Source organism: Streptomyces sp. HUAS 31, from assembly GCF_028198125.1.
GTDB classification, from domain to species: domain Bacteria; phylum Actinomycetota; class Actinomycetes; order Streptomycetales; family Streptomycetaceae; genus Streptomyces; species Streptomyces chartreusis.
In genome coordinates this window covers 7,389,395-7,403,199 of record NZ_CP116353.1, presented here as the reverse complement: position 1 = coordinate 7,403,199, position 13,805 = coordinate 7,389,395, and the positions used below count along the sequence as shown (strand labels likewise).

11 protein-coding genes, 2 tRNA genes and 1 pseudogene are annotated in these 13,805 nt (G+C 72.9%); 8 read left to right on the top strand and 6 right to left on the bottom strand.

Translation table 11 applies throughout. The annotated features are described in order from the left end of the window. Window positions 1-4: 4 nt before the first annotated feature. On the bottom strand, window positions 5-1,504 hold the full coding sequence (locus PGH47_RS32855) for a glycoside hydrolase family 3 N-terminal domain-containing protein (protein ID WP_271666387.1): 1,500 nt from the start codon (window positions 1,502-1,504) through the stop codon (window positions 5-7). A gap of 174 nt (window positions 1,505-1,678) precedes the next feature. Here PGH47_RS32855 and PGH47_RS32850 point away from each other — a divergent pair. The 4 genes and pseudogenes from PGH47_RS32850 (at window position 1,679) to PGH47_RS32835 (ending at window position 5,499) form a co-directional block, all read left to right on the top strand. After that, window positions 1,679-1,750 (top strand) — tRNA-Cys (locus PGH47_RS32850). A gap of 3 nt (window positions 1,751-1,753) precedes the next feature. Continuing rightward, window positions 1,754-1,825 (top strand) — tRNA-Pro (locus tag PGH47_RS32845). Window positions 1,826-1,828: 3 nt separating this feature from the next. Beyond that, window positions 1,829-4,135, top strand: a pseudogene (locus PGH47_RS32840) (hypothetical protein). Window positions 4,136-4,410: 275 nt separating this feature from the next. Next, complete coding sequence (locus tag PGH47_RS32835) at window positions 4,411-5,499, top strand: lysylphosphatidylglycerol synthase transmembrane domain-containing protein (RefSeq protein ID WP_271666386.1); 1,089 nt, start codon at window positions 4,411-4,413, stop codon at window positions 5,497-5,499. A 24-nt stretch (window positions 5,500-5,523) separates the two neighbouring features. Here the strand turns inward: PGH47_RS32835 and PGH47_RS32830 are convergent, their stop codons facing one another. From PGH47_RS32830 to PGH47_RS32810, 5 genes are all read right to left on the bottom strand, one after another. Then, window positions 5,524-6,270 carry a PP2C family protein-serine/threonine phosphatase gene (locus tag PGH47_RS32830; RefSeq protein ID WP_271666385.1) on the bottom strand — a complete coding sequence of 249 codons (747 nt, stop codon included), beginning with the start codon at window positions 6,268-6,270 and terminating at the stop codon, window positions 5,524-5,526. A gap of 182 nt (window positions 6,271-6,452) precedes the next feature. Beyond that, complete coding sequence (gene msrB / locus PGH47_RS32825; RefSeq protein WP_271666384.1) at window positions 6,453-6,860, bottom strand: peptide-methionine (R)-S-oxide reductase MsrB; 408 nt, start codon at window positions 6,858-6,860, stop codon at window positions 6,453-6,455. 13 nt (window positions 6,861-6,873) lie between these two features. Next, the gene (murC, locus tag PGH47_RS32820; RefSeq protein WP_093865774.1) at window positions 6,874-8,262 is read right to left on the bottom strand and encodes a UDP-N-acetylmuramate--L-alanine ligase; all 1,389 of its coding nucleotides are present in this window, start codon (window positions 8,260-8,262) and stop codon (window positions 6,874-6,876) included. Between the two features lie 97 nt (window positions 8,263-8,359). Then, window positions 8,360-8,833, bottom strand: coding sequence for an indole-3-glycerol phosphate synthase (locus tag PGH47_RS32815; protein ID WP_185932892.1), 474 nt, complete (start codon window positions 8,831-8,833; stop codon window positions 8,360-8,362). A 150-nt stretch (window positions 8,834-8,983) separates the two neighbouring features. After that, the gene (locus tag PGH47_RS32810) at window positions 8,984-9,895 is read right to left on the bottom strand and encodes a pyrimidine reductase family protein (RefSeq protein ID WP_271666383.1); all 912 of its coding nucleotides are present in this window, start codon (window positions 9,893-9,895) and stop codon (window positions 8,984-8,986) included. A gap of 37 nt (window positions 9,896-9,932) precedes the next feature. On the opposite strand from PGH47_RS32810, the gene zapE reads away from it, so the two are divergent. The 4 genes from zapE (at window position 9,933) to PGH47_RS32790 (ending at window position 13,762) form a co-directional block, all read left to right on the top strand. Further along, a complete protein-coding gene (zapE, locus tag PGH47_RS32805; protein WP_271666382.1) occupies window positions 9,933-11,042 on the top strand; it encodes a cell division protein ZapE in 1,110 nt (369 codons plus the stop codon). A gap of 194 nt (window positions 11,043-11,236) precedes the next feature. Next, window positions 11,237-11,641 carry a hypothetical protein gene (locus PGH47_RS32800; protein WP_271666381.1) on the top strand — a complete coding sequence of 135 codons (405 nt, stop codon included), beginning with the start codon at window positions 11,237-11,239 and terminating at the stop codon, window positions 11,639-11,641. 79 nt (window positions 11,642-11,720) lie between these two features. Continuing rightward, entirely contained in the window at window positions 11,721-12,299 is a 579-nt protein-coding gene (locus tag PGH47_RS32795) for a carbonic anhydrase (RefSeq protein ID WP_271666380.1), read from the top strand. A 5-nt stretch (window positions 12,300-12,304) separates the two neighbouring features. Beyond that, window positions 12,305-13,762 (top strand): SulP family inorganic anion transporter, encoded by a 1,458-nt coding sequence (locus PGH47_RS32790; protein WP_271666379.1) that lies wholly within the window; start codon window positions 12,305-12,307, stop codon window positions 13,760-13,762. The last annotated feature ends 43 nt before the right edge of the window (window positions 13,763-13,805 follow it).

The following is a 13,805-nucleotide window of genomic DNA, read 5'->3' as shown; positions in this document are numbered from 1 at the left end:
CCCGTCAGACCCCCGCCAGCACCTCGGCCAACGCCCGCAGATTGGCCCGCCCCCGCCCGTACGAGTGCAGCGCGCCGCCCTCCGGCAGCCCCGTGTCCACCCGCACCGCGTCCGGCCGCCGACCCAACAGGGCGTCACGCAGCCGCACTTGCCAGGGGTGCAGCCCGGCGTCACAGGTGGCCACGACCAGCGGGGCGGCTCCGCAGCGGCGCACGATCCCCTCGACCAGGTCGTCCGGGTCCGCGCACTCACCGGTCACCGCCGTCCCCGTGGCCGAGGGGTCGACGGCGCGCACCTCGGTGAGCAGGTCCTCGCCGCCCCAGTTGAGGACGGGGTGCGGCGGTGGGAACAGGTCGACCACATGGGCCCCGCGCACGGCGGGCGGTACTCCCCGGCTCCGTACGGCCCGGCGCGCGGCGTCGAGTCCGAAGCCGGCGACCTCGGACACCGGGGCGGGGACGGTCGTGGCGGTGGGCGGGGTCGCGTACCGCGCGGCGAGCCGTCGCACCCGCCCGGCCGCCTCCTCGACCCGCTCGGGCGCCAGCACTCCGGTCCGCAGCGCGTCGAGTACGGCGTCCCGGCAGTCCAGAGTGAGGTCCAAGTCCCCCACGGAGACGACCACTTGATCCGCTCCGGCGGCGAGCGCGATACGGGCGCCGGCCGCCTCGCCGTACTCGTCGGCGATGGCCTTCATCTCCAGCGCGTCACCGACGAGGACGCCGTCGAAGCCGAGGTCGCGGCGGAGCAGATCGCCCAGGACGCGCCGGCTGAGCGTGGCGGGACGGTTCGGGTCCAGGGCCGGGAAGACGACATGGGCGCTCATCAGCATCGGCACGCCCGCGGCGACGGCCGCGCGGAACGGTTCGAGGTCGGCCTGGAGCTCGTCGTACGGCCGCGGATCGACCGCCACTCCGTGGTGGCTGTCGGTGACGGTGCCGCCGTGGCCGGGGAAGTGCTTGGCGCAGGACGCCACGCCGCGGGCCTCGGTCGCGGTGATCCAGGCACGCAGATGCCGGGCGACCGACTCAGGGTCGGCGCCGAAGGAGCGGGTGCGCACGATCGGGTTGTCGGGCCTGTGCTGGAGGTCGGCGACGGGGGCGTAGGAGGCGGTGATGCCGAGGGCGGCCTGGTGCGCGGCGAGCTCGTCGGCGCAGCGGGCGGTGAGGTTCGGGTCGTCGACGACGCCGAGGGCGTAGGAGCCGGGGACCTGCGGGGCGCCGACCGTACCGAGGTGGCCGATGCCGCCGCCCTCGTTGTCGATGGCGACGACGAGGTCGGGGCGGATCGCTCGCAGCTCGTCCGTGAGACGGCGCACCTGCTCGGCGTCGCGTATGTTGCGAGTGAAGAGGATGACGCCGCCGAGGCCGCGGTCGATGAGTTCCTTGAGCGTGTCAGGGACGGTCGTGGCGCCTTCGAACCCGGCGACAAGGCAGCGGTGGGCGGCTTCGTCCAGGTCGACCGGCAGTGCGGTCGACCCGAGGGATGTGTGCTCGAAGGGGCTCACCCCCGTAATGCTCTGGCTCGGTCAGCCGAAAGTCAACCTTCCGGTGGATGACTGATTCAGCCCCTCGGCATGCGGACGGCCGGCAGGCAGGCGGGAAGTCGCCGCCAGGTCCGCGGTCCAGCCGGGAAATCCCGTTGTACGGCCACCTCGGCGACGTCTAGCGTCGGCCTTCGTCGGCATGTGGCTCAACGGCGGAGCACCGGGCTGCAAACCCGGAGGGCGCAGGGGCAGCACCTGCCATGCCGGCCTCGACGTGTAGCTCAACAGCAGAGCGCCGGGCTCGGGACCCGGAGGGCGCAGGGGCGGAACCTGCCACGTCGGCATATGAACGACAACGCTGACCAGCAGCCCCTCACGGCGGCCCCGTCCTACGCGGCGGCGCAGCTCGCCAAGGCCTTCACGACCGCACTGAGCCACCAGGACGCCGACACCCGGCGCCGGGCCGAGCGGCGCGGGCAGCGCTGGCGCGCGGTCCTCGCGGGGATGGCCTCGGGCCGGCTGACCGTCGGATCGCGCACCCCGGTGGCCGGGCTGCCGGCCTGGGTGACCCCCGAGGTGGTCCGGGGCGGCTTCGCCACGGGCACCGCGAGCGCGGGCGGCCCGCTCCAGCCGTACGAGATCGAGGCCGCGCGGAGTCTCGGGGCGCCTGCCGAGCGGGGCGCGCTGTTCGCGCACTGCCTCACCGAGCCCGGCCTGGGCCGGCTGTGGGATCTGCTGGACAGCGGCCACTACGAGATCGGCGTGCCCGAGGAGGCGGCGCTGCTCACCGTGGCCTGGCTGGTGCGGCACGGGGCGACGGACGCGGCCCTGGATCTCGTGGCGGAGCTGGCGCCGTTCGCCGACCGGCTGCGCTTCCTGCCCCGGCCGGCCGACGGCCCCGCGCCGGACCCCGTCACCGCGGTGCACCGCAACACCGTCTCCGACACCGTCGACACCCTGGTGCGGCGGCGCCCGAACAAGGCCGTCGAGACCCAGCGCGAGGCCCTGGCCGTATGGCAGCCGTTCGGCGACGAGCTGCTCGTGCACTGGCTGGAGACGGCAGGGGACGGGCCGGACGGCCGGGTGCTCGAAGTCGCGCCGGACACCGGCTGGCCGCAGCGCGGTGCCGCCCTGCTGGACCGCTACCGGACGCTGGCCGCGCGGCACACCCTCTGCACCAAGCATCTGAGCCCCAAGGAGAACCTGGGCATTCTGCGCGGCGCGCTGGAGGAGACCGTCGCCGGGCGGCCGCTGGACGCGCGCCGGCTCGGTCTGCTGCGGCACGCGGTGGCGTCGATGGTGCGGCGCCGGGGACTGCCCGGCTCCGTGCCGCACACGGCCCTGCGCCGGCGCCAGGCCGAGCAGGCTGCGCTGCCCTCCCACCACGCCCTGGCCCAGGTGGTGCTGCGCCGACTCGCCGTGCTCCCCCAGGAGACCGGCATCCCCGAGGTCGCCCCGCTGGTCGCAGCGGTGAGCGAGGAGGAGAGCCGGGAGACCGGGCTGCCCGCCGGAGCTGCCGTACCGCCCGCGATCCGGCAGGTGGTCGGGGCCGCGCTGAGCGCGCCGATCGGCACGCTCGTGGAGCGCGGGGTCGTCCCGTCCGCCGAGGTCCTGGCCGAACTGGTCCCGCAGCTGGTCGCCGCCACCACCGCGCGGGCGTACCGCGACGAGGCCCTGCGGGCGCTGATGGCCGCGAACTACCGGGCGTTCCGCAACCGCCGCTCCCTGCTCCTGCTCGACCTGGAGCGGCAGGTGCGCGTCGAGGAACTGCCGTGGGTGCTCGCGGTGTCCGGGCAGCGGGCGGCGGTGACGGGCAGGCCGGACGCCGACGGCGCGCTCGACGTGCTGCGTCGGCTGGGCGAGCTGGCCGTGCAGGCCTTCCCGGGCACGATCCTGCCCAACCCGCTCGTCCGTGAGCTCGGCGTGCTGGCCCGGAGCTGCGACCTGGGCGCCCCGTTCGTGGAGGAGCTGGCCGCCGACATCTTCATGGGCGCGTTCGGCCCGAAGTTCCTCACGGCGGCACGGATCGCGGGTGAGCTGCTCGGCGGCACGCTCTAGGAGCGCTACTACGGCATCGACTACGACGCGATCCGCGACCTCGCGATCGCCGAGGCGGGCACGGCGCCGGCCCGTTCGGGCGGGCCCCGCACCTCCCCGGGTTTCGCGCGGTTGTGCGCGGAGCGGGCCGGGTCGGCGTCGGACTCCTGGTCCGTGGCGGCGAACGGCAAGGTGATCGAGCAGGCACAGATCCTCACCACCCACAACCTGGCCACGCTGGTCCACCGCGTGGGCATCGCGCCGCGGCCCGGCTGGGCCGACCTGGCGCACCGCTGCTTCGTCACGGTGTGCCGGCTGACGGCTCGGGTGGAGGGCAACCCGTGGCCGCTGCCCACCATCAAGGACGCGGCCTACGCGTGGCGCCAGATGCTGTTCCACCTGTCCCTGTGCCCGCCCGAGGAGCAGCGGCGTTTCCTCGCGGCCCTGGACGCGGAGGCGGCCCGCCATGCGCCCCATGTCGCGATCCGCCTGGCACCGGCCCTGGCGGGCCTGGCCCTGACGGCCGAGGGCGCCGGCTTCCGGGCGGACGGCACGGCGGAGGGCGGGGCACGCCGGTTCCTGGGCTGGAGCACCGGGGGGCATTGGATGCGGTGAGGGCGGGGATATACGTATGCAGGTACTCACCTGCCCCGCCTCTGCGCAGGTCGGATCACGCGATGCCCTTCCCCGCCCCACCAGCACCACCCACCCCTCCACGCACACAGCGGCACGACGCCCCCGGTCACGTCGCTCATCCGCCGACACCCCGTCGGCTGCCGGACACCGTCGCTTCACACCGGGAGGGCACGTTGCCGTCGTCCCCTCCTGCCCTCGCCCTCTAGCCGTCCGCCCGCGTCCGCGCGGGTGCGACGCGGAAGGACGACCGCGCCGTGTCCTCCTCGCTCCCGCTCAGCGATCTCCCCGGACCGCTGCCCACCTGCCCGGTCCCCGCAGTCGTCGCCCTGACGACCGTCCCAGCCGCCTCGGCCGCCCCGGCCGAGGCGGGCACCCACTCCCCGCTCACGCCCGCCGACTCCCCCTTCACCCCGGCGCGCCTCGCCCGTCACGCGCTGACCCTGCTCCCGCTCGTGCTCATCGGGGCGTGGGCGGCGGCCGACTGGCACACCATCCGTGACGGCGCCGCCCGGCTCGCCTCGGCCGACCCGTGGTGGCTGCTGGCCGGCCTCTTCTTCACCTGCATGGGCTGGGTGTGCGCCGCCGTCGTCCGCCAAGGGGCGATACCCGACCGCCTGCCGCCGGGCCCGCTGCTGGCGTCGCAGTTCGCGGCGGGTGCCGCCAACCAGGTCCTGCCGGCGTCCATCGGCGCCCACGCCGTCACCCTGCGCTTCCTGCAGAGCCAGGGCGTACCGCTGGCCCGTGGCACCGCGTCGCTCGCCCTGTACTCGCTGGCCAAGCCGGTCGCGAAGACGGTTGTGCTGCTGGGCTTCCTCGTGGCGTTCCCCGAGCTGCTGCACCTGGGCGAACTCGTTCCGGACCGGCGGACATCGGTCCTGGTCGCGGCGGGCGTGGTGACGGCCCTGGTCACGGCGGCCGTACTCATGACGACCGTACGAGCGCTGCGCCGCCCCCTCCTCGGCTTCGTACGCACCGCCCTGACCGACGCGCGCATCCTGCACACCCGCCCGAGCCGCGTCCTCGCCCTCTGGGGCGGCGCGGCGGCCACCCCGCTGCTCCAGGCGAGCGTGATCGCCTCGGTCGGCTTCGCGCTCGGACTGCCGCTGTCCTGGACGCAGGTGACCTTGGCGCTCCTCCTGGCGAGCACGGCCGTCGGCGCCGTGCCCGCGCCCGGCGGGATCGGCCCCGTGGACGCGGCCCTGGTGTTCACGATGGTCACCTTCGGCGCCCCGACGGGCCTGGCCGCGGCGACGGTGATCGGGTACCGCGTGCTGACGGTCTGGGTGCCGCTGCTGCCCGGCGCGCTGGTGCTCTCGATCATGGTCCAGCGCAAGATCCTCTGACCGCCGGGGGCGAGGAGGACGCCGCTACTCCTGCCCGATCCGCACCACTGCCACCGTGATGTTGTCGGGCCCACCGGCCTCGATCGCCGCCTTCCACAGCTCGAAGGCGGCCCGGCCGTCGTCGTGCTCGGCGAGGATCTCGTCGAGGACGTCCGTGGGCACCGGGTCCGTGAGGCCGTCCGAGCAGATCAGGTACCGCTCGTCGGGTGCCGGGGTCTCGGACGTGACGTGGGGCTGTACGGCCCGGTAGGTGGGCGAGCCCCCCAGGCACTGGGTGACCAGGGAGACGGTCCGGCCCGGTGGGTGCGGCGGGTTGTCGTCGACGCTCACCTGGCGCAGCCCGTCGCCGCCGGCCGCGAAGACCTGGCTGTCACCCACGTTGAACACCAGCACCGAGTCGGCCTGCACGACGACGCCGGCGACCGTCGTCCCCATGGCGGTGAGCACGGTCTCCTCCTCACCGCCGGCCGCCTGGTACACGGACCGATTGCAGGCGTTCACGGCGTCACGGACGGCCACCTCGCTGGTCAGGGCGGGCCCCAGCTCCGCGAGCTGCCGGACGACGAGGGAACTGGCCACGTCCCCGCCGGGATGCCCACCGAGCCCGTCGGCGACGGCCACCACCAGCGGGGTGCCGAGCGGGAAGACCAGGGTCTGCGGATTCTCGGTCACGGTGCCGCACAGTGTCCACGGCCCGACGACAAGGCTGTCCTCGTTGCGCTCGCGCAGCAGTCCGGGATGACTGATCGCACTCACAGCGACGTACGGCACAGGCCGCCACCGCCCTCCCGTACGGATCCCGACGCCGGACCGGCCCTTTGGCCCGGCTCCCGGCTTACGAGTCTAGGAACACCCGCCTCACCCCTGCCAGCGCACCCGGGCGTGACACCGGCCGGGGTGTCCGGAGCGGTGCCGCCCCGGACACCCCGCGGCTGAGGGCCGCGGGCCGTCGGTCAGTCCTCGTCCGGGGTCATCCGCAGCGAGATGCTGTTGATGCAGTAACGCTGGTCGGTCGGCGTGGCGTAGCCCTCGCCCTCGAAGACGTGTCCGAGGTGGGATCCGCAGCGGGCGCACCGCACCTCGGTGCGGACCATTCCGTGCGAGCGGTCCTCGATCAGCTCGACCGCGTCGGAGTCCTTCGGGTCGTAGAAGGACGGCCAGCCGCAGTGCGACTCGAACTTGGTGGTGGAGGTGAAGAGTTCCGCGCCGCAGGCGCGGCAGGAGTAGACGCCCTTCTCCTTGGTGTTGGTGTACTCACCGGTGAAGGCGGGCTCCGTGCCGGCCTGGCGCAGGACGGCGTACTCGGCCGGAGTCAGCTCCGCGCGCCACTGCTCGTCCGGCTTTTCGACGTCGTACGACATGAGTGTGTGCCCCTCACTTCGACAGGCGGTCCAGGATGAGCGGGCCGAGGTCGGTGACATCGCCCGCGCCCATGGTGAGAACGAGATCACCGGGCTTCGCCATTCCCGCGACGAGCGAGGGCACCTCGCCCTTGTCCGGTACCGCCGTCACCTCGGCGCCCGCCGCGCGGGCCGCCTCGATGATCAGCTCGCTGGTGATGCCGGGGATCGGGTCCTCGCGGGCCGGGTAGATGTCCAGGACCAGCGAGGCGTCGGCCAGGGCGAGGGCGTCGCCCATCTCCTTGCCGAGCTCCTGGGTGCGGGAGAACAGGTGGGGCTGGTAGACGACCACGATCCGGGCGTCGCCGGCGGCGGCCCGCATCGCCTCCAGGTCGGCGGTCATCTCGGTCGGGTGGTGGGCGTAGGAGTCGATGACCTGGACGCCCGCGACCTCGCCCTTCAGCTGGAGGCGCCGCTTCACGCCGGTGTAGGCCGCCAGCGCCGGGGCCAGCTCGGCGGCCGGCACGCCGAGGGCCGCGCCCGCCGCGAGGGCGGCGACCGCGTTGAGGGCGTAGTGGCGGCCCGGGACGGAGACCGTGAAGGTGAGCTCCTGGCCGTCCAGGACGACGGTGACCTGGCTCTTCAGGCCCTGCGCCACGATGGACAGCACGCGTACGTCGGCGTCCTCAGCCTCGCCGTACGTCACCGTCCGCACGGTCCCGGCGACCTGCCGGGTCAGCTCGCGCGCCCCGTCCTGGTCCGCGGAGATCACCAGCGTCCCGCCCTCGACGATGCGGTCGGCGAACGTCACGAAGGACTCGTAGATCTCGTCCATCGACGCGTAGTTCGCGTGGTGGTCGAGCTCCACGTTCAGGACGATGGCGACCTCGGGCGCGTACTTGTGGAAGCTGCGGTCCGACTCGTCCGCCTCGGCGACGAAGATGTCGCCGTCGCCGTGCAGGGCGTTCGAGCCGGGGGCGTCCAGGTCGCCGCCGATGGCGTACGACGGCTTCAGGCCCAGCTCGGTCAGGGAGACCGCCAGCATCGACGTGGTGGTCGTCTTGCCGTGGGTACCGGCGACGGCGATCGGACGCAGGCCGCCCATCAGCGCGGCGAGCGCGTCGGAGCGGTGCACCACCGGGATGCCCAGCTCGGCGGCGCGGGCCAGCTCGGGGTTGTCCTGCCGGATGGCCGAGGACACGACGACACAGCTGGCGTCGTCGGCGAGGTGCTCCGCCGCGTGCCCGATGTGCACGGTCGCGCCGAGCGCCCGCAGCGCGTCCGCGGTCGCCGACTCCTTGGCGTCGCTGCCGGCCACCGCGGCCCCGCGCTGGGCGAGAATCTTCGCGATCCCCGACATCCCGGCCCCGCCGATGCCGATGAAGTGCGGTCGGTCCATGGCGGTGGGAATGCCGGGTGCCATGCGTGTTCTCCCAGAAGTGCGATACGACGATGAGGGCCCAGCCTATTGCGTACGGGACCGCGCCCACCCGAGGGGCGCGGTCCCGACCCCCGCGGCGCTACGCCTTGCTGTGCGAGAACAGCTTCAGCACCGGCACGCCGACCTTGTGCCGGGCTCTCGAGGCCCAGTCGCGGTGGAAGAACTCCTCCACGTAGTGCGGGTCGGTCAGCACGATCACCTCGTCGGCGCCGACCTCGTCCACCACGGCCCTGAGCGCGTCCAGCGGATGGTCCTCCAGCAGCCGCCCGTCGGCCTCCGCCCCGGCCGTGCGCAGCGCCGTGAGCGACACCTCCAGCGCCCGCTCCCCCGTGCTCAGTGCCTCTTTCCCCTCCGGGGTCTCCCCCTCCCGGACCGCCTCGTCCAGCTCTCCGAGCGCGATGTCGTCGATGGCGCGCAACAGCCTGTCGGCCTGCTCGCCGCGCGGCTGGAGCAGCACATGGAAGGCAACCTCTTCGTCACCGTGCAAGGTGGTGACGAACTCCACGTCGGCGGACGTCAGGGCCTTCTCGATCATCAAAACGCTTGTGAACACCGGGGCGCCCCTTCTGCGGAAACCATCCTGCCCCGTGCCGGCACGGGGACTGCGAGATTTAGTGTGCCCGGCGGAAGCTAAACGGAACGGTGGATTCCGCCGTTTCAGGGGCACGGCATCCATAGAACCCATTTCCGAGCCGACCTAACCTCACGTCCGCCGGTAGCGGCTGAACAGAAAACCCTCCTCCTCCAGCAGGGACACCAGCTCGAACCGTTTCGGGACCGCCACCGCGGGCCCGCCGGCGATGCGCTGGGCGTCGCCCGCGGTGAGCATCGGGGAGATCGTCAGACAGAGCTCGTCGAGGACGCCGGAGGCCACCAGCTGGCCGAGCAGCCGCGGCCCGCCCTCCGTCAGCAGCCGGGTGTGCCCGAGTTCGGCGAGGGCCTGGACGACGCGGACGGGGTCCACGCCGACGCCGTCGCCGGCGATCACCACCCGGGCGCCGGCCTTCTCCGCCGCCGCCATCCGGTCGGGGGCCGCGGCGGCACCGGTCAGGATCATCGTGGGCACCGAGGGCGAGGTGAACAGCGGCAGGCCGAAGTCCAGGTCGAGGCTCGCGCTGATCACCGCGATGGCGGGCGCGGGCCCCTGACCGGCCGCTTCCCTCGCCCCGGCGAACTCCGCACGCGCGCGTGCCGGGCGGTACCCCTCCTGCCGTACCGTTTCGGCACCGACGATCACGACGTCCGCCAGCGCCCGCAGCGTGCCGAAGATGCGCATGTCGGTCGCGGTGGAGATGGGCTGAGAACGCCCGTCGTGCTGAGCCGCGCCGTCCAGCGTGGACACCATGTTGGCCCGCAGCCAGGGCTGCGGCTCCCCGGGACCGGGCTCCGGATAGGCATAGGCCAGACCGAGCTCGGCGAGGCTCCACTCCCGGTCGACGAGATCACCACCGGGAACGCCCCCGGACCCATCAGGAACGCCCCCGGACCCATCAGGAAGACCGCCGGACCCACCGGGCCCGAGCGCACCTTCGGCAGCTCCACCCCCGCCTTCCCCGGCCGAACCGCCGGAGGCCCTCGCTGCTGTCTCATCGGTCACAGGGAACAGGCGTCGCATGTCAAGGAGTGTGGCACGGCGCTTACCATGGTGACCCGTGTCGTCCTCCACAGCCGCGTCCGAACCGAGCGCGATAGCCGAAGCGAGCCCGCTGTCCCTGTGCACCCGTGAGCCGCACGTGCCCGCGGACCGGCTGGTCGCCGAGATGGTGCCGCCGCCCCGCTTCGACTCGGTCCGCTTCAGCACCTACATCCCGGACCCGAACCAGCCCAGCCAGACCGAGGCGGTCGGCGTCCTGGAGGACTTCGCGGGCGGGCTCGGCGGAGCCCACGCGAGCGGCGCGGGCAAGGCCAAGCGCGGCTTCCTCGGCTTCGGCCGGCCCAAGGCCCCCAAGACCGCGGCGGGCCCGCGCGGTCTCTACCTCGACGGCGGCTACGGCGTCGGCAAGACCCATCTGCTCGCCTCCCTCTGGCACGCCACCCCGGCCGAGCCGTCCCTGAAGGCGTTCGGCACGTTCGTCGAGCTGACCAACCTCGTCGGCGCCCTCGGCTTCCAGCAGACCGTGCAGACCCTCTCCGGTCACCGCCTGCTGTGCATCGACGAGTTCGAGCTCGACGACCCGGGCGACACCGTCCTCGTCTCCACCCTGCTCGGCAAGCTCGTCGACGCCGGCGTGGCGCTCGCCGCCACCTCCAACACGCTGCCCGGCAAACTGGGCGAGGGCCGCTTCGCGGCGGCCGACTTCCTGCGCGAGATCCAGGGCCTGTCGGCACACTTCCGCGCCCTGCGCATCGACGGCGAGGACTACCGCCACCGCGGTCTGCCCGAGGCTCCGGCGCCGTACTCCGACGAACAGGTGACGAAGGCGGCGTACGCCACCGAGGGCGCCTCGCTCGACGACTTCCCGCATCTGCTGGAGCACCTCGCCCGCGTCCACCCCAGTCGTTACGGTGCGTTGACCGATGACCTGAAGGCCGTCTGCCTCACCGACGTGCAGCCGATTCCGGACCAGTCCACCGCCCTGCGGCTCGTGGTGCTCGCCGACCGGCTCTACGACCGTGAAGTCCCGGTTCTGGCCTCGGGGTTGCCCTTCGATCGGCTCTTCAGCGAGGAGATGCTGAAGGGCGGCTACCGCAAGAAGTACTTCCGCGCCATCTCGCGACTCACCGCGCTCGCGCGCGACGCCAAGGGCCTCGTCACCGCCTGACGCCCGACCCCTCCCTCAACTCCCCCTGTTCAGGGGGAGGTTCCGGCCATGCCACCCGCGCATTTCAGGCTCTCTTCAGGTTGAAACGTTAAGTTAACCCTGCAAACAACTTTGCCGGGCTAATGTGTTTCTTGACCAACGATTGACCAAGCGTTGGTACGCGCATGAGGTGTGGACCGTCTGGAGGGAGGCGTATGTTCCGAGGTACGACGGCCCGGACCGTGATTTCGACCCTCGCCGCCGTCCTGCTCGCCCTCCAGTTCTTCGCACCCGGCGCTTCCTTCGCACACGCGCATACGGTCAGTCAGGCCGAGGCCAAAGCCCTCCCCGGAATCAAGCTCTCCGGGAAGGCGCTGCGCGACGAAACCCTCATGTCCCGCGAGTGCGCACCGTCGGGTGCTGGAGACCCGACCGGCCCACTGCGCACCAGGGACCGTTCACGCCTCGCCGACTGCGGGCCCACGACGCCCGACCGACCGCCGCTCAGGCGGGACCCGGCCGCCGCACACGCGCCCGCCATACCCGGCGCGGCGCAGCACCGCACATCGAGACCCTCGACGTCGCACACCCCGGCCGCGCTCCAGGTCTTTCGCTGCTGAGAAGCAGAGCAGTCCCCCCCACCTCTGTCATGCAAACCCCGACGCGCCGACGGCGGCGCGCCAGGAGGAGTCACCACACATGCAGCCCCTCATCGACAACGCCCGTATGTTCGGACAGCGCCCTGAGGAGTTCGCCAGGCTCGCCGAAGGGCAGTCTCCGCAGGTCCTGTTCATCACCTGCTCCGATTCCCGGGTCGTTCCGGCCCTGATCACGGGCGCCCGCCCCGGCGAGCTCTTCGAGCTGCGCACCGCGGGCAACATCGTCCCGCCGTACACCTCCGAGCACCCCACCAGTGAGGCGGCCACCATCGAGTACGCCGTGGAGGTCCTCGGCGTCCGCGACGTCGTGGTCTGCGGCCACTCCCACTGCGGGGCCGTCGGCGCGCTGGTGCGCGGCGACGACCTGGACGCCGTGCCGGCCGTGCGCGACTGGCTCGCGAACGCCACCCCGCGCCCCACGGGTGCCGCCGAGGACCCCGAGGTCGCCGAGGGCGTCCAGGCCCATGTGCTGACGCAGCTGCTGCGGCTGCGGTCGTACCCGTTCATCGAGAAGAAGCTGAAGGAGCGCCAACTGGCCCTGCACGCCTGGTACTACGAGGTGCACAAGGGTGCCGTGCGCGCCCACAGCACCGAGACCGACGCGTTCGAGGCGCTGTGATCGCCATGATGACCAAATTCCCCCACATACGGCAGGACTTCGCTGCCTCGCTGGTCGTCTTCCTGGTCGCGCTGCCGCTGTGCGTCGGCGTGGCCGTCGCCTCCGGAGTGCCGGCCGAGCTCGGGCTCGTCACCGGCATAGTCGGCGGCATCGTCACCGGGCTGATGCGCGGCAGCAGCCTCCAGGTCTCCGGGCCCGCCGCCGGTCTGACGGTGCTGGTCTACGAGGCCGTCCAGGAGTTCGGGCTGCCGGTCCTCGGTGTGCTGGTGCTCGCCACCGGCCTGCTCCAGCTCCTCATGGGCGCCCTGAGGCTGGGGCGCTGGTTCCGGGCCATCTCGGTCTCCGTCGTCGAGGGCATGCTGGCCGGCATCGGCCTGGTGCTCATCGCCGGCCAGCTCTACGCGGTCGCCGACGCGAAGGCGCCCGCCTCGGGCCTGGAGAAGATAGCCGGGCTGCCCGGCGCCCTCGCCGGGGCCGCCGGGAGCACCGAGGCGCTGGCCTCGGTCGGACTGGGCGCCGGCACCGTCGCCGTACTGGTGCTGTGGAGGCGGCTGCCGCGCCCTGTGCGCGCCGTTCCCGGCCCGCTCGCGGCCGTCGGGCTCGCCACGCTGGTCGCCGCGGTGTTCGCGCTGCCGGTCGCCACCGTCGAGGTCAAGGGTCTGCTGGGTTCCGTCCAGCCGCCCGGCACCGACGCCTTCGCCGAGCTCGCGAGCGTCGGCGTGCTCGCCACGATCGTCGCCTTCACCCTCATCGCGTCCGCCGAGTCGCTGTTCAGCGCGGCGGCCGTGGACCGGCTGCACGACGGGCCGCGCACCCAGTACGACAAGGAGCTGATGGCGCAGGGCGCCGGCAACACCGTCTGCGGTGCGCTCGGCGCGCTGCCGATGACCGCGGTCATCGTGCGCAGCTCCGCCAACGTCCAGGCGGGCGCGAGGACCAAGGCGTCCCGGGTCATGCACGGCGTGTGGCTGCTGCTGTTCGCGGCGCTGCTGCCCGCCACGCTGGCGCTGATCCCGATCCCCGCGCTGGCCGGCATCCTGGTCCACGCGGGCTGGAAGCTGATCCCCTTCCGCGGGATCGTCTCGCTGTGGCGAGGGCACCGCGGCGAGGCGCTGATCCTCGTCGTCACCGCCCTGTCGATCGTCGCGGTGAACATGTTCGAGGGCGTGCTGATCGGTCTGGCCCTGTCGGTCGCCAAGACCGCCTGGGAGGCCTCGCACGTGAAGCTGGAGGTCATCGACAAGGGCGCGGGACCCATCCAGGCGTACCTGTCGGGCAACGCGACCTTCCTCAGGCTGCCGAAGATCCTCGACAGCCTGGAGGCCCTGCCGCAGGACCGTCCGGTCGAGCTGGACCTGTCCGGGCTGCACCACCTCGACCACGCGTGCCGTACGGCGCTGGAGAACTGGGCCGAGCGCCACAGCGCGGCCGGCACGGAACCTGTGCGGGTCACGGCGCCCTGACCGCCGTAAGCCCTCCGTAAAGGCATGACCGCTGGTCCGGGGC

What these genes read in the sequence shown, in the direction of transcription:
- msrB (WP_271666384.1), bottom strand. Translation starts at nt 6,860, where the DNA reads ATGTCGTACGACGTCGAAAAGCCGGACGAGCAGTGGCGCGCGGAGCTG.
- murC (WP_093865774.1), bottom strand. Translation starts at nt 8,262, where the DNA reads ATGGCACCCGGCATTCCCACCGCCATGGACCGACCGCACTTCATCGGC.
- PGH47_RS32810 (WP_271666383.1), bottom strand. Translation starts at nt 9,895, where the DNA reads ATGCGACGCCTGTTCCCTGTGACCGATGAGACAGCAGCGAGGGCCTCC.
- PGH47_RS32800 (WP_271666381.1), top strand. Translation starts at nt 11,237, where the DNA reads ATGTTCCGAGGTACGACGGCCCGGACCGTGATTTCGACCCTCGCCGCC.
- PGH47_RS32795 (WP_271666380.1), top strand. Translation starts at nt 11,721, where the DNA reads ATGCAGCCCCTCATCGACAACGCCCGTATGTTCGGACAGCGCCCTGAG.
- PGH47_RS32790 (WP_271666379.1), top strand. Translation starts at nt 12,305, where the DNA reads ATGATGACCAAATTCCCCCACATACGGCAGGACTTCGCTGCCTCGCTG.